19 protein-coding genes are annotated in these 17,534 nt (G+C 40.9%); 1 reads left to right on the top strand and 18 read right to left on the bottom strand.

Annotated elements, in window-relative coordinates; genetic code table 11:
• Window positions 1–191: helix-turn-helix transcriptional regulator (locus NZ896_03955; protein MCS7116606.1), on the top strand; the 191-nt coding region annotated here is incomplete at its 5' end.
• 527 nt (window positions 192–718) lie between these two features.
• On the opposite strand, the gene trxA is transcribed toward NZ896_03955, so the two are convergent.
• From trxA to NZ896_03865, 18 genes are all read right to left on the bottom strand, one after another.
• Window positions 719–1,129, bottom strand: coding sequence for a thioredoxin (trxA, locus tag NZ896_03950; GenBank protein MCS7116605.1), 411 nt, complete (start codon window positions 1,127–1,129; stop codon window positions 719–721).
• A gap of 203 nt (window positions 1,130–1,332) precedes the next feature.
• Window positions 1,333–2,580 carry an ABC transporter permease gene (locus NZ896_03945; protein MCS7116604.1) on the bottom strand — a complete coding sequence of 416 codons (1,248 nt, stop codon included), beginning with the start codon at window positions 2,578–2,580 and terminating at the stop codon, window positions 1,333–1,335.
• Between the two features lie 15 nt (window positions 2,581–2,595).
• On the bottom strand, window positions 2,596–3,291 hold the full coding sequence (locus tag NZ896_03940) for an ABC transporter ATP-binding protein (protein ID MCS7116603.1): 696 nt from the start codon (window positions 3,289–3,291) through the stop codon (window positions 2,596–2,598).
• On the bottom strand, window positions 3,288–3,659 hold the full coding sequence (locus tag NZ896_03935) for a hypothetical protein (GenBank protein ID MCS7116602.1): 372 nt from the start codon (window positions 3,657–3,659) through the stop codon (window positions 3,288–3,290). Before NZ896_03935 ends, NZ896_03940 begins: the two co-directional genes overlap by 4 nt.
• Window positions 3,660–3,671: 12 nt before the next feature.
• Window positions 3,672–6,455, bottom strand: a complete 2,784-nt coding sequence (locus tag NZ896_03930) for a hypothetical protein (protein ID MCS7116601.1) — start codon at window positions 6,453–6,455, stop codon at window positions 3,672–3,674.
• Between the two features lie 2 nt (window positions 6,456–6,457).
• Entirely contained in the window at window positions 6,458–6,709 is a 252-nt protein-coding gene (locus tag NZ896_03925; protein ID MCS7116600.1) for a hypothetical protein, read from the bottom strand.
• Window positions 6,710–6,718: 9 nt separating this feature from the next.
• Window positions 6,719–7,984: a hypothetical protein gene (locus NZ896_03920; GenBank protein MCS7116599.1), complete on the bottom strand. Its 1,266-nt coding sequence runs from the start codon at window positions 7,982–7,984 to the stop codon at window positions 6,719–6,721.
• A gap of 20 nt (window positions 7,985–8,004) precedes the next feature.
• Window positions 8,005–9,000: a PepSY domain-containing protein gene (locus tag NZ896_03915; GenBank protein ID MCS7116598.1), complete on the bottom strand. Its 996-nt coding sequence runs from the start codon at window positions 8,998–9,000 to the stop codon at window positions 8,005–8,007.
• 102 nt (window positions 9,001–9,102) lie between these two features.
• Entirely contained in the window at window positions 9,103–9,900 is a 798-nt protein-coding gene (locus tag NZ896_03910) for a helix-turn-helix domain-containing protein (protein ID MCS7116597.1), read from the bottom strand.
• A 214-nt stretch (window positions 9,901–10,114) separates the two neighbouring features.
• Window positions 10,115–11,233, bottom strand: a complete 1,119-nt coding sequence (locus NZ896_03905; protein ID MCS7116596.1) for a CBS domain-containing protein — start codon at window positions 11,231–11,233, stop codon at window positions 10,115–10,117.
• A gap of 166 nt (window positions 11,234–11,399) precedes the next feature.
• A complete protein-coding gene (gene serS, locus NZ896_03900) occupies window positions 11,400–12,674 on the bottom strand; it encodes a serine--tRNA ligase (GenBank protein MCS7116595.1) in 1,275 nt (424 codons plus the stop codon).
• On the bottom strand, window positions 12,674–12,922 hold the full coding sequence (locus NZ896_03895) for a KEOPS complex subunit Pcc1 (GenBank protein MCS7116594.1): 249 nt from the start codon (window positions 12,920–12,922) through the stop codon (window positions 12,674–12,676). Before NZ896_03895 ends, serS begins: the two co-directional genes overlap by 1 nt.
• A complete protein-coding gene (locus NZ896_03890; GenBank protein ID MCS7116593.1) occupies window positions 12,907–14,325 on the bottom strand; it encodes a DHH family phosphoesterase in 1,419 nt (472 codons plus the stop codon). Before NZ896_03890 ends, NZ896_03895 begins: the two co-directional genes overlap by 16 nt.
• A gap of 3 nt (window positions 14,326–14,328) precedes the next feature.
• Window positions 14,329–14,778 (bottom strand): 30S ribosomal protein S15, encoded by a 450-nt coding sequence (locus tag NZ896_03885; GenBank protein ID MCS7116592.1) that lies wholly within the window; start codon window positions 14,776–14,778, stop codon window positions 14,329–14,331.
• Window positions 14,779–14,830: 52 nt separating this feature from the next.
• Complete coding sequence (locus tag NZ896_03880) at window positions 14,831–15,409, bottom strand: XTP/dITP diphosphatase (GenBank protein MCS7116591.1); 579 nt, start codon at window positions 15,407–15,409, stop codon at window positions 14,831–14,833.
• Window positions 15,402–16,034, bottom strand: coding sequence for a KEOPS complex kinase/ATPase Bud32 (locus NZ896_03875; protein MCS7116590.1), 633 nt, complete (start codon window positions 16,032–16,034; stop codon window positions 15,402–15,404). Before NZ896_03875 ends, NZ896_03880 begins: the two co-directional genes overlap by 8 nt.
• Window positions 16,022–17,089 (bottom strand): KEOPS complex N(6)-L-threonylcarbamoyladenine synthase Kae1, encoded by a 1,068-nt coding sequence (gene kae1 / locus NZ896_03870; protein MCS7116589.1) that lies wholly within the window; start codon window positions 17,087–17,089, stop codon window positions 16,022–16,024. The genes NZ896_03875 and kae1 overlap by 13 nt, the downstream gene beginning before the upstream one ends.
• Window positions 17,090–17,195: 106 nt before the next feature.
• The coding region (locus tag NZ896_03865; protein MCS7116588.1) for an RnfABCDGE type electron transport complex subunit D at window positions 17,196–17,534 on the bottom strand (339 nt) is incomplete at its 5' end.

Here is a 17,534-nt window from a genome sequence, read left to right as displayed (position 1 = left end):
GTGTCGTGTATCCTTTTCTCTATTGGTTAGAAAAGGGGGGCTTTGTGATGAGTGAGCGAATAAGAAGGGGCCGGCGTGAGATAAAGTGTTACCACTTAACCGATAAAGGGAAAGATCTTCTCATAAAGGTGCGCAATCTCTTTAGTAATCCGATAAGGAAAGTAATCGCTGACCTTATAGGTGAACGTTAAGTTTACATTTGAGCCATTAAGAGTTTAAACTCCCGTTCCTCACTATTTATCAATTATCATTCTTTATCTAATTTGCCATTATAACCAAAAGGTATAAGTCATCTTAGCTCCCCAATCTCATTAATTATTTTAATTTACGAAACATTTAAATTTTGATATATTACATATAATGGTTGGTGATCATATGGCACAGAAGAATATTACAGAAAGGTTGAGAACGTTCTTTAAAAAGTTCTTCAAGGTAGGAAAGGAGAAAGAAATCAAAAAATGATTTGAAAAAGTACGAGAGGGATAGAGGCGTAATTAATGAGATATCTTCATAGATGATTAGATTAAATTTACTATTGATTTCTCTTAAGATTTCTCTGTTTGAAGAAGATAATCCCTAATAGTTGAGTAGTAAATAGTAACAAAGAATATCTAGTTGATAAGAAGAGAGAATTAGAGAATAATTATCATTTACCGAGTCGATGTTTTATTATGAGCGAAATGGAAATTTTACGAGTTATCATCTAAGTGTAAGAGTGTTATAGATACTGTGTTATTGTAGCTTCCAAGACCCTCTTAGGCATAGCACCTACGATTTGGTCTACAAGTTGCCCATTTTTGAAGATAAGTAACGTCGGTATACTCATGATTCCATAATTCATCGCAGTAGTACGGTTTAAATCCACATTTAATTTTCCGAATACGATTCTACCTTTATACTCTCGAGCCAATTCATCGATGATGGGTGCGATCATACGGCACGGACCACACCATTCAGCCCAAAAGTCCACCACTATTAAGGGATATTTGCGAATCGTTTCTTTGAAATTCTTATCGGTAAGTTCGATGGGCTTATCCGGCCAATCATCTTGCTCAGCTTTTTTCTCAGCTTTTATTCGATCCATCATCTCTCGCAACTTCTTCTGTTTGATCCATTCTAGCTCATCCATCTTATTACCACCATCGATAGCTACTATTCTGCGTTAAATGACTACTTAAAAGTCTATCTATTTAAGATGATAGTGATGGAAAAATAGGAAGAAAGATTTATGGGCTTAATCTTACAATCGATCTTAATCGTTGAGAGGTTTAAAAGATTGTTTAAAAGATTTGATTCATACCGCCTGCATTAGATTATCTATCTCTCTATGGTTCATTCATGCCTTAGTGCGACTACGGGAACCATCCTTGATGCTCGCCAAGATGGTAATAATCCGGCAAGGGCCCCTATCACTACAGCCATGAGGAATGTACCGATCAATAATTCAGGGGTTATCACAGGCGTAATCACCGATGCTTGAGTAGCAGCTGCCTGTCCCGGTGGTCTGAAGCCAGGGAAACCTAAACCTAGACCCCCTCCACCGAGCATACCGACGATGGCGAAAGATAAGAATGAGCCTAAGGTTATGCCAACCAAACCCCCTATCGCACCAGTTAGAGTAGCTTCTGCCAAAAAGATACTCAGTATATCCTTTGGACTATAACCAAGAGATTTCAAAATACCTATCTCTTTCGTCCTTTCATGAACGGATGTGAACATCGTCGTCATTATACCAATAAAGGCGACGATTACAGACATAAAGGCTATAGAGACCAGGATCATAGAAATATTTTCATTCACCGATTGAATATTAGATAATAATGAAGAAATGGCGATCACTCTAACTCTACCACCATAAAGATCAGATATCGTGCTTTGAATGTTACTCACATCATCGATCGTTCGTGCAACGACGTAAACACCCGAGTATGTCTGTGATCCGGTCAAAGATTTACCGACACTCATCGGTACAAAGATCGTATCATCGGGATTTATAAAGAAGCTCTGCCCGAATGGTTTAAGTATACCACTAACTACGAAGGCCCTACTTACTCTTACAATTCTTGTACCGACACGAGTATTGATCGTAGTAGAAATAACATTATTGACCGTTACCCCTGGAGAGCCGTCTTGAGGGTACGCGATATTCGTTCCGATGATGGCTTGGGATAATGCTGTCGGATATTCACCTTCACCAAGCGATATTCCCGGTAGTATCGATTTTAACTTTGATACATCCAATGCTAATATCGTGACATCTTTAGTCTGACCACCACTCCTTATCGTTGCCCTAATATTGTAATAGGGGACTGCAGATTCTACACCCGGTATCTGGCTGATGGTCTTCACCACCGTATCATCGATTCTTAGACCTGACCTCATACTAGGCATGACGAAGAGTGTCGTTATGCCGAGTTTATTGAAACGCTCAGTAACGTTCGCAGCGAAACCTTGTGTCGCACCGACCAGAGCGACGATTACAGCCGGGCCGATCGTGATACCGAGGATCGTCAATATAGCTCTTAACTTTCTATTCTTCATCGCACCCCAGGCGAATTTTAAGATTCGTATCGCCTTCATAGCTCTACACCTACATTATGCATTCTTACCATTATGGGTTACGATTCTCTCAATCCTACCATCTCTTATATGAAAGACCCTTTGAGCATAGGCTGCGACTTCCATATTATGTGTTACAATCACCATCGTGATCTTCAACTTCTCATTAAGATACTTTAATAATCTCATAATGGAGTGGGTCGCTTTACTATCTATATTTCCCGTCGGCTCATCACCTAAGATTATCTTAGGTTGGGTAATAAGAGCCCTTGCTATAGCGACACGTTGCTGCTCACCTCCGCTCATTCGATCGGGCGTATGGTGCATTCGGTGGGCTAGACCGACCCAGCCCAGTATCCTTTTGGCCCTCTCTCGTATCTCCCGATCAGAGATTCCCCGTATCAGTAAGGGTACTTCAACATTCTCTAATGCACTCATTCTCTGAATAAGGTTAAAGGTTTGAAATATGAAACCGATCTTTTGATTTCTAAGTTCAGCAAGGGCGTAATCATCGAGTTCAGATAGATCTACACCATCGATGAAGATCCTTCCCTTCGTCGGTCTATCTAGGGCACCTATTAAATTTAAGAGTGTGGATTTACCACTACCTGAAGGGCCCATTATACAGACGAATTCGCCCGCTTCTATATGAAGAGATATCCCTCTGAGTGCAGGGGTGTAATAACCACCACTCTCGTACACTTTGTGGACATCTTCACATACGATACTCATCGATTCGTTTCACCCTCTTTCTCTTTAGAGTTTTCAAAAATCTCCCAAGGAGGGGGTTGTGAGGGTGCCTGAATTTCAACCTCCTTCTTTAACTTTGTTGGTAGTGATAACCCTATGATGATTAGGGCCAAACCGCCTATTCCAACCAGATAAGAGATGACTCGTAAATAACCGATCGGTTGTAAGGTTGCTGAGAATATTGGTGAGGTAGATGGAATCGATGGGGGACCAGCTCTACCTGATGGGGATGAAGTGGGAGTTTGAGGAAGGCCAAATAGTAAGATCCTTAATTGAGTATCCGTATATGCTAAAGCTATTAAAGAGGTAGTAATGAAAATTATACCAAGCATTACTAAAATCTTACGCATCAAAGATCACCATCACTTTAAATCACACAAATCTCTACACTCTAATATTTTAATGGGAGATATTAGAACTTTGCCCGTAGATTCTTGCACAGCCCTTTTAACCGATTTACGACTCCTCCATAACACGATTACCGTGCTGAGAATGATTAAGAATATCGCTGTAAAGAAGGCTAAACCGATCTCCGTCATGCCTAGAATCAATCTCTGCTGTGTCGGTTGAATTACTCTAATCTGCTCTCGAAAAGCACCTACAGTTATGCTGGTTGAAGTGCTAATACTCCTCGTTTGATTGTAATTATCACTATAGGTGATAATTACTGTAATAGGGTATGTGCCATTTCTTGCCCTCCGATCGACCTGTGCACTAATGCTGAAGGGTGTTATCACATTCGTATCTACTTGGCCCACATACTGTGGTGCACTTGAAATCGGTAAGGATGGGCTACGTGCACTGACGACCGTATACATCGCTGGAGCATTCCCGCGATTAAGAATATTTCCCACGATTGTAAAGTTACCCCCGGGTGCGACCCTTGATGGTGAAACCTCCAAATCTTGAATTGTAAGGTATATAAGGCCCTGTACTGCGAGATTGATACTCTGAGTTTCAGTATAAGATATGCCGAGAGAGTCTTCATAACTTACATCTATTTGGAGTGCGTAGATTTTATCTACTGAATCTGGTGTGGCGAAGATCCTAGGCAATATTGTAACACTACCTTTTGGCGGGATGGATTCGATGAACCACCTATTCTGCCCTGTAGCTAAATTTATCGCAGCCCCTGGTGAGGTTGATAGTGTTACTACCACTGAATAGATAGGGGCCATTCCGATATTGGTAATTTTAATCTCACGATTGTTGACAATACCTGCCGTTAACGTGTTATCGTTGATTGAAATTAAGATCGGATTTATCAACCTCTTAACCGATAATCCTATTACTCTACTCTCCGTATTTACTACTTCACGTTCATCCAAATATGATATTGTGAGTTGTAGTTGAAGAGAACTCCCTTGAAAGCCTTGAGGTACGAAGATCGAGATGGTGAAAGAAGTGTTCGCATTTGGTAAGAGTATATTTGGATAGGTCTGCTTATCTCCTGAAATTATTACAGCTGGTGATGGTGTAACTACCGATAGAGATAGATTACGGATTGGTCTACCTCGTGTATTCGTTACCGTTATCTCCAATTCGTTTATGCTATTTGGCACTATAGAATGTATGTTCTGAGATACCTTCAAAAAACTGGATGTATCTTTGGTCGTTTTAAATCCTATAACTCTAGTTAATGAATGAGTAAAACCATCTGGTTTACGGTATGAGATCGAAGATTGTAACTGTACTACAGAACCTTCAACCGAGGGTGAAACGTAAATCAAGAGTGGAGTATAAATTACGCTATATCCTTCGAGTTTCTGAAAGTAAAAGGAGTTGCTACCGCCTACTATCACTATACCAGTTGGAGGTGAAAATGTAACTTCCAAATTGGTGATCGTCGATGGTCCTAAATTTCTTATCGAAATATTGACCTTATTAATAATACCCGGTGAAAGGGTTGAGGGTTGGGCATTAACTTCTACAGTTAAATATTCAGAAGGTATAATATTAAATCCTATAACTCTACTTGAAGATTGTAAAGAGCCATAACCATCTCTATAAGATATTAAGATACTCATCTGGATATTTGAGAGTGCTAAGTTGCTCGATACATGAACCTTCAGCCTTTTAGAGATGGTATCGCCCGGTGCGATAGATTTGATACTGATTCTGTTATCATCACCGACGATCGTTACACCGCTAGGAATGGTCAATGTGGCTTCGAGGTGCGTAGCCCTACCCGATCCCACATTCTTAAATACCAAAGATAATTCATTTAAAACCCCTGGAGCAAGGTAGCTAGAGTCTGTCGATATGGTAATACTGGGCCTACCTAAAAGAGGGACATTCACATACATTTCAACGGGTATAGCGCGAATGGGCCCCTCCTTTGATACCATATAGTATTCGATGGTCATCATTAAACTATAACTTCCAAGTCCAGCCTCATGATCTACGTTAAGAGTGAAGGTAAATGTAATGGCTTCTCCGGGTTTGACCGTTGCGCTGTGAAAGGATGTACTTCTATCCCCGCCTAAGATATTAGAAAAGGGAGGTTTGAGGTTGAGTGATGCAACGAGTGACGTTATAGTATAGTTGGCCTGATGGGTTACAACGACCGTCAGCGGTACACCAGAGTCACCGGGTGCAACCGATAGCCTTGAGTTACCCTCACCCCAGTATACCGAAACGATCTTAAAGTCACTTATAAAGACCCTTAATTCGTAGGTTGCAGGTCTCGCATAGTATACCAAACCTCTAACTCTGATATAATGAAAACCTGCCCTCTCAGCTACGTAAACGATCTTCTCCACACCGCCCATATCCATGTATTCCCAATTTTCTGAAGATGCTAATAATCCAGTATAACCATCTACGGTATCTGGCGAGTATAAGTATAGATCTAAACTTGCCTTACCGGGGACTGTGAGCACTATACTGATCTTCTGGCCCGGTTGTAAGTCTACCTTGAACCATTGATCATCTACATCAAAATCGAATAGGTATCTGCCAGATGTTATCTGTAGCGCATTCTTTGGTGAATTACCAGGTTTCTGTGTAGCGTAGACGGGTTGTAAACCTAACGTAATCGTAATCGGAATTATAAGGATAAGAATTAGACCGAGGGCGATGGTGATGGAGGGTATTAGGAGGGTTGAATTGGCAGATCTATTAAATGAATAATAACATTTACCCAAATTTAAGCACCTCTATTATCGAATTTATATAAAGCAACGACCATCTCACCTTTTAATCTTACTAAGCCTCTTTCTTGCAAGATGGTAAGATACTTCGCTATAGTTTCAGGTTTGACTCCCACTTTAGAGTTAAATTCATATAAAACTATTCTCCGATTTACGATTCCTTCTCTTGAGATCAATTTGTAAAGAGTATTTATCCTTTGCTCCATCTTCAATTTCCTCATATCAGATATAGTATAGTCATGCGCCATAACCATCACTTATAATTCTTGAAGTAATCGGCGCGATACCACCTTTAGTAAAATATACATTATAAAGATCACCAACGCAGTTACAATAAACCATTGAAGGTTTAGAAGGATCGTTGGAGGGGATATGAGGAGTGGTGCTATAAAGATGATCTCAGGATCTTGAGAAATGCTCTCGCCGAGGCGGAGGAATGCGAGTTGATGGGCAAATGTTATCGAATAATACCGATCCACTTTATCGTTAGGATATGGCCTTAAACTCTTCATATCGATACCTCCGGGCAGATCGGGAGGTGTTGACATTATAAATACGGGCTGAAGAGCGGATGATACGACGTTCGTTTGATAGATGCTATCTATAACCGCATCTGGATTGTGTGTAATTAAAGACCTTACGGATTCGCCGACCTTCTTTATTAACAATACTCTTTGATCCCTTACAAAAGCTCCAGAGAAACTCTCGTACTTCTCCTCACCTTTAACGATGACCTCATCCCTGCCATGATATAGGACTGCTGAAATTACAGCTAGTTTCACATCTTCGTTAAAGGCCTTCTTTATACCATCGATATGGCAACCAAGTTTGACCACAGGCCCTTCAGGCTTAAGGGTTAAGCGATAATAAAAACGCACATCGATATGATCTCTTTCAAATCTATACCTTTCATCGATAAAGCGCCAACCGAAGCTCCTCACAGATGCCGATGCATTCCAACTATACTCTAACGCATCTTTAGCCTTTGTTGGTTTGGTAACCTTCCAAGACCATGGATTAACTGGTTCACGTCGTTCGAAGTGGATAAACATGGGTGCCAAAGGATACATTTTAAGGGGTTTATCTCGACTCAATCTCCAGTCTACTTCTTCATCGAGAACCTCTCTTGCTAAACCTTTGCGTGTTCGTACATCAAAAAGACCATTCCCATTCACATCCTCGAATATAACCAAATAGAGAGGAGTATAGGTCAATGAGTAATCGAGAGTATTATCCTTTAAAAACTTCACCATCTGGAGAGTCGGATATGTATTATAGACTCTCAATGAATCAGTATCTCGCCGTTTAAATACCATCTCCCATGCGAAGATGATATCGACTCTACCACCATCTTCTGTAGGGATTGTGATGTTAAAACCTGTATATTGGAAATCCTTATAACCCGCACGAGTATAAGTTATGGATGGCCCTTCGGCTCGAGCATCAACTTGAGTAAAAAAAGGAGGGCTGGAGAGCACTACCGATAGCGCCAGAATCAGCAACAGTAGTGCTCTCCTTACCATCTCACCAGCTCCTCTCACATTCATCTACGTAGTGATGGAGGTGTTGGAAAGTCCGTGATGATCTCGCCAGTCTTACCATCGACCTTTACACTACCGATGATATTTCCATTCGCATCTATAATAGGCACGTTGTAGACAAGTCGCAACTGCTTCGGTTCTCCAGCCTTCCAACCCTTACTCAAAGATTCTCGAACCGCCTTTAAAGCATCTTCAGCTGTCGGGGTGTTGAGCTTTCCGAGAGGTATTCTCATGACAACCTTATTCTTATAATCGATATTTACAATCCATAGATTACCTCTATCTTTAACTTCACCCACTTTGAACTCTTTAATTGCATCATTTACTATCGCTTTGGCCTGCTCACCAGTTATATTGGGTGTGAGTGAAGGCCTCCTAACGATCTCGCCAGTCTTACCATCGACCTTCACGTAACCTATTATCGTGTTATTTGAATCGATCAATGGAACGTTATAGATGGTTTTTAGTAATTTCGGTTCTCCAGCCTTCCAACCCTTGCCCAAAGACTCTTCAACGATCTTTTTAGCCTGCTCTGATGTAGAGGCGCTGACCTTACCAACCGTTATCGATGTTACCACACCCTTCCCATCTTCGATGGGAACGATCCAGCACGTTCTAAGAGAAATGGGTGTGCCCACTCTAAAGTTTGGGATCGCTGCTTCTACTATCGCTTTGGCTTGCTCAGGGGTGATGGTCAGGTTTCTAGATTGACCTTGCACTCTATCTCGTGAATCACCTCTGTACATAAGGAGGATAGAATTCTTCTTTACATCCATATGTGAGCGCATAATACTGGGCTCTACTAACCTTCCTTCGAACTTATCAAACCTCTCTCTTTGAATGGTTATAAACTGGGGTTCTTTAAGGTATTTATCTCCATTTATGGCTGTACCTTCAGATTTCGCACTTACCGACATAATCATATTTAACATCAGTATTGAGCAGATGATGATTACCGTAGCCGTCATGATCGGTATGATTTTACGATGCGTGCTCATCATTTTCACAGGATTAGATAAAAGAAGGTTATTTTTGACCTTTTTCTTTCTAATTTTCCGAAGTCTTAATAGAAGAAAATCTTCGAATAATTAGAAGTCTTATCAAAGGGAGTTAAGAATAAAGGTTAACCCGATGCAGAAGTAGAGTGTGAAGGAAGCTGAAAGGGCGGCCTTTTCGAAGACCAACCCTTTAGAAAGGGAGATCGCCGATGTGAAGAATGAGAAGAAGTAGCCCATTCCAATGAGCATAAGGATCTGGGCTTGAATGCTCGTTAAAGGTGCTTGAAGCCCCTTTGCTATAACATATAAGGTCGGTAAGATGAATGTGGGAGTAAGAGAGAAGGCTGTGCCCAAGAAGAGGTACTTCACGCCCTCTAACGTCCTATATAAAATATATGATGTTAAGTTTGCGAGAATATTGACTAGAAGGTATCCGGAAATGAAGAGTAAAGGTATGTAGGATTGTGGGATAGGTAAGCGCTCCATGTAGATGAAGACGATAGGGTACAATCCAGAAATGTTTGTGATCCAGGCACCATAAAGAAGAATTATAAGGGCGATAAGGATGGCGAGCTTTGGTATGCCATACAGATGAGAAATGAGCTTCCAACCTATGAGCCAAAGCGTTATGTAACCCTTTATCGTCGAGCTCCTTTTAATGAAGCGGCTGGAAGTTAACTTTTCGCTACTCTCCAAAAGTAATTTATATGCGAATTTGCCTTTCTCATTCAGATAATACTTTCTCTCTTCATTTTGCTCAATAAGATTTTTGAGGAGGTCGAGTTGATAGTAAAGAGTACCTGTACTTACGTTCAAGTACGATTTGAGATTAGTAAAGCTACCAGATTCATGCTCCCCAAGATAACGAATGATCTTTCTCCTCAAAGGGTGGCCCAGCATAGTGAAAAAATATGAGATTTCATCCTCCAAGCCAATTTATCACAATCCATCATGTATTAATGCCTACCTATTAATATACTTCTCACCAAATCGACTCATGTACATAAAAAGATTTGAATGCGTAAAGGAGCATCTCTTCTTCCATGTTCATTTTAACATTCGAGTTTTAAATTATCAAAATTCGATTTCGAATAATATAATATTAAGGTAAAGTTTATGCCCTTTGTGAATCGACCCTTTTCTTCGGCTTCATACTTAAAATCCTCTTCATTCTATCGGTTAATTCATCAAAAATTTGGGGGAGCTCCCAACCAGTTTGAGTGTAATTGAAGGTTTTATAGGGTGTCTTTAAACTCACACTCACCTCATATCGCCTTCTGCCCCCCACATCTTTACTCTTTATGACTGAGCTTGCCTCTTCAATACTCGGAAGGCTTCTCCTCAGAAGAGCTACTACCCTATTGAACTTCTCTCTTGCCGCTTCAGCTTCAAATGGATCGTCTGGAAGACCGACCATATAGATGGGGATTTTTGTAGCCACCTCCTTACCCATCATTAAAAGTTTTATAATATCTCTTTGAGTGATGATACCCTGTATCTCATCTAAAAGAGTAATGATGGTGCATGTTCTGCCTGTAGCCATCTTTTCTATAATGCTACTCACATCTTCATTAACATTACAGGTTACAAATTCTCTATCGGCAATTCGATCTACAGGAAAGTCGAGCCTACTACGACTCTCAACACCAATGGCACCCCGCCTTATCCCAATACTAGGCATCAAATTATTCACGATCATGGATGAATTTAAAATTCCAAAGAGTCTACCATCTTCTACAACGGGTAGATGATCTATCTTCCTCCTCAACATTATACTTCTCGCTTTGGTTAAAGGGTCCCATCTTGAAATAGTAATGGGTTGCGGGGTCATTATACTATTCGCCTTCACCCCTTTAATCCCGTAATCCTTCATTAAATTGATGATCGAGATCGCCGTTATCTGACCCTTAACTTTGGAACTCTGAACGACAGGTAGAGCTCTTAATCTATATTGAGTCATGAGAGTTGCAGCTTCTGAAAGTGGAGCATTTGGTAGTAAGTGAGGTGCGTACTTCATAATGGTGGTAGGCTTCGTCGTTGTAATATCCTTTACTCTCAATAAGTCTCTTACTGAAATAATGCCGATCTTTCCTTTTGCTTCAATAAAGACCTCATAAGCATTATTATTCTGCATAGTCGCTATTATTGATGAGATATTCGTGTTGATGGGGACGATGAGCGGTTCGGTTATGAGTTGCTGAATTTGGACCCTCTTTAGATCTTCTAAGCTCATCGATTATAGAGTCGTCTTTACGATAATTAAGCCTAACGTTTTTTAATTAATGATTAAAAGGATCACTTGAAGAACCTTTATAAAGGTTATTGTTGAATGATTAGTGAAGTTATATTCATAAAAACCCTTTATCGACTATTTTAAAAACTCATTGGCTCATTAAAGTCTATTTGCTACCGATGATCTTCAAACCGCCCATATAAGGTTGTAAAACTTGAGGGATAGCTATACTACCATCCTTCTGTTGATAATTCTCCATGATCGCGATCAAGGCCCTCTCGGTAGCCACCAATGTGCTATTCAGCATATGTACAAACTTAGGTTCTTCATGTGGCTTATCTCTATACCTTATATTCAGCCTTCTCGCTTGATAATCTGTACAATTGCTACATGAGACGACTTCACGATACTTTCCTTGGCCAGGGAACCAGGCCTCTAGATCATAAGTTTTAGCAGCCACCTTGCCCATATCTCCAGAGCATAGTAACACTACCCGATAAGGTATTCCCAGTTGTTTGAAGAATTCCTCAGCATTGTTTATCATGAGCTCATGCTCCTTCCAAGAATCCTCAGGTTTACAATATACAAACTGCTCTACCTTTTCGAATTGATGGACTCGAAAGATCCCCTTCGTATCTCTACCGTGAGTACCTGCCTCTTTTCTAAAGCATGGGCTTATACCAGTGTACCTTAACGGTAAAACTTTACCATCCAAAACTTCATTCATATGCATCGCAGCGAGGGCGTGTTCAGAAGTACCTATCAAGTACAGGTCCTCTCCTTCCAACTTATATATTACATCTTCAAAATCTGAGAGGATTATAGCTCCCGACATCGCTTCCCTTTTCAACATGTATGGGGGTTGGATCAGAGTAAAACCTCTCGCTTTCATAAACTCTAGTGCGAAACGAATCAGAGCATAATTAAGAAGTACCAGATCGCCTTTTAGAAAGTAAAACCTTGCCCCTGCAACTTTACCAGCCCTATCTAAATCGATGAGGTCCAATTTTAGGCCTAGATCGATGTGGTCCTTAGGCTCAAAATCGAATCGAGGAGGAGAGCCCCAACTTCTTACTACCACATTATCATTTTCATCCTTCCCCTCTGGTACAGATTCATGGATAAGGTTTGGTAGCTGGAGCATAAGGTTATTGAATTCTTCCTCTACTTTACGGATATTAGCATCCATCTCCAGGATCTTATTCGATAATTCTCTCATTTCGGCAATCTTTGTTGAAATATCCACACCTTGCTTCTTCAAATTACTGATCTCTTCCGATACCACATTCCTCTGATGCTTTAATCTTTGAACCTCTGTAATCAGAGTTCTTCGAGTTCGATCAAGATCTATCAACCTATCTAAAGGGAAGCTCATACCACGCTTTCTTAACATCTCTCTAATCAACTCAGGGTTCTCTCGGACCAGTTTGATATCCAGCATCAGCCCTTCACCACCTTTATTACACCCAATAAAACTTGAATATTCTCCAGTAATTCATCCACCATAGATATTAAAGTTTCGATATTCTTCTCACATTTAATATCGATCATTAACTCTTTACCCTTTACCTCCATATTCATCGATACCCCTGGAGGGAAATTGACATTATCGGGTAAAAGGCTCTTATATATGCTATCTGCTACACGACGATTCTCACAATGAACTACCAACTTTAACTCTGTCCCCATCCCAAATCCTTTAACTTGGAAGAGATCGCTCCTAAAAATTTTTCTACATTAGTTAGTGGAATCCTCGCTCCAGCCGCTGTATTATGCCCTCCTCCCACACCACCACATTGAATAGCAGCTTCACTGACTAAAGAGGCGAGGCTGATGGATTGTTCACAACCTATACCAAACCTCACAGAAAACTTCACTTCATTACTATTCATGAGGGTCTTAGCCAGTATCAATCTACCTTTAAATCGAGGCAGAGTAGCCAGTATCGATGCCAATGGGCTGAGCATATTTGGACTTACTAAACCGTCACCATTTATAAGAAACCACATCCGATTATCGATCACTCTCGATTGATCGATAAGAATAGTCTGTAGGTAACGGTTCAATTCTTGCCTATAATCGATGAGGATCCTTTGGGCTTCTTGAAGTGTCTGATCTCTATCATTTAGGCAGATGGAGATGCCGATACTAGCCCTTCCCATTCTACCACAGGCATTTAAGAGTGTGCCGAATTCCCTTGCATCTCTCAACGGAGTATTTTCATCTTCCTTGATCAGAGTGTAAACTGTGCCGATCAACTCTTCAACCTTTTCATTGACGGCACCACCAAAGTAGGGGATGATCACTTCAACTATCTTCATCTTCTCTTCATTGGAGAGTTCGGCGATCGTCCTCCAACGCCCATCGTCCTTCAGTTTTATACCTGCAGATGTGAGACTCGCAAGGCACAAATCCCTATTACCCGATAATCCAGGTATGTAAGGCATAGCAGTGGATGCGATCGCTTCATGGATAGGTTTTGTCTCTCTACCGTAGAAGAGTAGGTCTGTGGTAACCTTCAAGTAGCCATGCTTCAAGGCATCATTAACGATCCTTTCATTCAAGCTGATGAGGGATCTTTTATCACCACGATCCTGCCTATCGGCCAAAGCACCTACTATAGGCAACCATGAAAGGTTCACGTTACTCTCATCCATCTTTACAGCTATGAAGTAGGCCATTCCAGCACCACAGACTTCAACACCACCATCAAAACCGAATTGCCACGCGTTGAATACATTCTTCATATTCAACTCTTCATCGGGTACTCTATGATGATCTATCATGATCCATCGATGATCAAGCCTTTTAATAATCTCATTTACCATTCCACCCCCGATTTCACAAAAGATGTATAGACCATAATCCCCATCTTTAAGCTCATCGAGCAACTGGAGATCCAGATCTCCAATGACTCTTACTAAAAATCGGCCGCCCTTACGATAGATCGCTTTAATAAGAATACTTGCGGTAGTGATACCATCTGCATCGATATGTGCTATTAGAGCGATCTTCTTTCCAGCCTTTACGGTATCGATGATCCTATTAGCTATCTCTTCCGCCCTTTGTAAAAGCTCTTCAAAATTACTCATACTTCACGCCAATTGTGCTACGACTGCAGAGTACTTCCAATTCGGTGGTAACTTCCCTCGACTCTTGTAATATTCAGATAATCGATGGATCCTCGCTTCTAAAAGCTCTAAAGCGTGAATACTCTTTCTATCTCCCTTATGTACTTTGAGGTGTGCCTGAATCTTTACCGCTCTCTTCAAAAGACGATCGAGATCTTCAGGTATGGGAGGGAGCAGGTTATTCTCCTCCAGAATTTCTGTAATCGATTTGCCCAGGATCGGTTTGACCAATGGAATGCCGTATTCATCTCTCAACTTCACACCTATCTCGCTAGGCGTTAATCCATCCTTTGCCATCTTCACGATCAGAGCGGTGATTTCGTCTGGGCTATAGGTAACCCATGATGGGATGTGTCGAGAGGCCAGCCTAGTAGAATGAGACTTCCCACGTCTATGTGAATACATCCTCGCCATATTCTGCCATAAAGATGCTAGTCGTTATTGCACATAAAGGTTGCGATTTTGATCACATATTAGCTCTCATAAACCACTTAACGAACTTTATCAACGCTTTAGCCCTATGAGAATATTTATTCTTCTCTTGAGGGAGCATTTCCCCAAAGGTTTTGGATGAATGGTAAGGGATGAAGATGGGGTCGAATCCGAATCCATATATGCCCCGCTCCTCCTGTGAAATCTCTCCCTTGACTACACCCACAAAGCTCTTAATATTCATAAATTTATCTGCGAAGGCGATCACCGATTTAAACTCAGCGTAGCGATCCTCTACACCCTCTAAAATCTTTAAAATACCCTTCAGACCTATCGTACGGTAGACATAAGAAGAGTAGGGACCAGGGAAGCCATTCAAACTACGTATGAATAGACCCGAGTCTTCCAGTATTAAGGGAGTCTTCGTGCCGACCTTTAAAGCGTTATATATGGATTGAGTCGCGATCTTGACCAGACTTTCACTCTGTACCTCTAATAACTTACCCTTCACCATGACTACATCTATCCCATACTGCGATAGTATGCTCTTTACTTCTCTGAATTTGTGAATATTACTCGTAGCAAAATATACTCTTTTAGTATCGTTACACACGTGTATACCTACCTCTCAACTCTATTTCTCGAATCTTGCCAAGTAAAACCTTCACCATATCCTCTCCAACTACAGAGCTGTAACCTTCTAGAATCTTCATAAAGATCCTCCTGCTATTTTTATGTGCACTCGTCAATACTTCTTTGATCAGATGAAGGTCTACTGCTTTATCTTCTAACCTTTGAGAAAAGAATGATAGGCCGAAATCGATCAACACCAAATGGCCATCCTTTGAAAGGATAAAGTTGGAAGTCGTTAGATCACCATGGATCAGATCTCTCTTATGTAATTTGGCTATATATTGACCTAACTTTATACATAATTCATCGATCGATTCATCACTCTCTGCATCGAGGATCTCTTTCATCCTCCTCCCCTCTATATACTGCATAATTATCTCACCTCTCTTCGCATCAACGAAATATACTAAAGGTGTCGGGACACCAGACTCACGAGCCCTTATCAAAAATGACGATTCCTGCAATGTTCTATGCTTCCTTATCTCCTCATCCAATCGAGGATTTCTATAGGTCTTTGCATCCCTTCTCTTCACTATGACCTTCTCTCCAAAGTACTCCGTAAGGTATAGGCTGGCCTCAGCACCCCTCTTTATCAGTATCTCCACTTTACAGCCACCTTATCGAACCTCCATGATTGGCGTATTATACTCTTCTCTACATCCACTCTGGTACCCGATAGGTAAGCTAAAAGACCGGTCCAAGAGATTTGGGCACCACAATCTCCACTATACTGTTGTGGTACGATTAGAGGGCGGGCATCATGTTGGCGGCACATCTCTTTGAGCATCTCTTGAAGCCTTAAATTCGCAGCCACACCACCCACCAATAAAACTTCTTTCTTCTCTGAAAATGCTAGGGCCCTTTCGGTAGTCTCGATCAGCATTGCGAATGCGGTCTCTTGTAAAGAGTAGCATAGATCTTCTAACTTCTTCCCTTCTTTCAGCATATTTTTAGCGGCCGTTAATATGCCAGAGAAAGAGACATCGTTACCTTTTACACTGTATGGCAATGGTAGATAATTTGAAGATCTTCTAGCCAATTCCTCGATCTTCGCTCCGCACGGTGAACTAAATCCAGCTTCTCTACCAAATTGATCGATCAATTGGCCGATCGTAATATCTAAAGTTTCACCAAAGATTTTCCATCTACCTGAGATATAAGCGGTGATGGCCGTATGCCCACCTGTTACAAGTAGAACAACGGGATCTATCGCTCCAGTCAGCATCGTCGATAATTCGATATGGCCTAACGCATGATTTACAGGGATTAAAGGTTTTTTAAAGTATGAAGAGAGAGATCGAGCAGAAACAGCACCCACTCTTAAGCATGGGCCAAGCCCGGGTCCAGCCGAGTAAGCTATCGCATCCACTTCCTTAATACTCACACCTGCTTTATTAAGAGCTTCATGAATGACCTTTGCTGCATTCTCCGCATGATGTCTAGATGCTTCACGAGGATGAATCCCCGACCCCGGGGGTGGTTGATATACACTCTTTACATCAGATAGAATTATTCCTTTACGCTCAACTATTTGAGTTAAAGCTGCTCCAAAAGTGTGGGCGGTCGATTCTATACCGAGGCATATCTTCCCCTCATTCTCCTTACTAAAGATTGAGTGATGGTATGTTTCTGGTAATTCTCTAGAAATCCTAGAAATCATTGCAATAATAAAATACTCTTCTTAAATAAATATGCTCTAATACAAACTTTAATCCATAGCAATAGCAATAGCGATTTACAAATCTTGAGATCAATACTAATAATCATTAAATTCTCATGAGATTTTTAAGAAGATTATTCAATCGTGTTACCTTTGTATCGATTAACCGAATGAGCATATTCATAACTATAAGGGTGATGAGTAAAAATTGTATGGGATTTGTAAGGAAGCGAAGAATAAATGCTATCGATGCTACTATCAATCCATAGAGGGTTTGATTACGTGCAGGAGAGGTAGGTGGATCGGTAAGCATAAAGAATGTAAAAAAGAAGAGGCCACCACCCGCACCAAATACTTCAAGGGATAATCTCACCAAAATCTCTTGACCAATATATAAAGCGAATATTGTGAAGAGCAGAATGTAGGTGGTGAGGAAACCGAAAGT

The organism is Nitrososphaerales archaeon (assembly GCA_025058425.1).
GTDB lineage: Archaea > Thermoproteota > Nitrososphaeria > Nitrososphaerales > JANXEG01 > JANXEG01.
The sequence above is the reverse complement of the archived record's forward strand: the minus strand, read 5'-3'. Positions and strand labels throughout refer to the sequence as shown.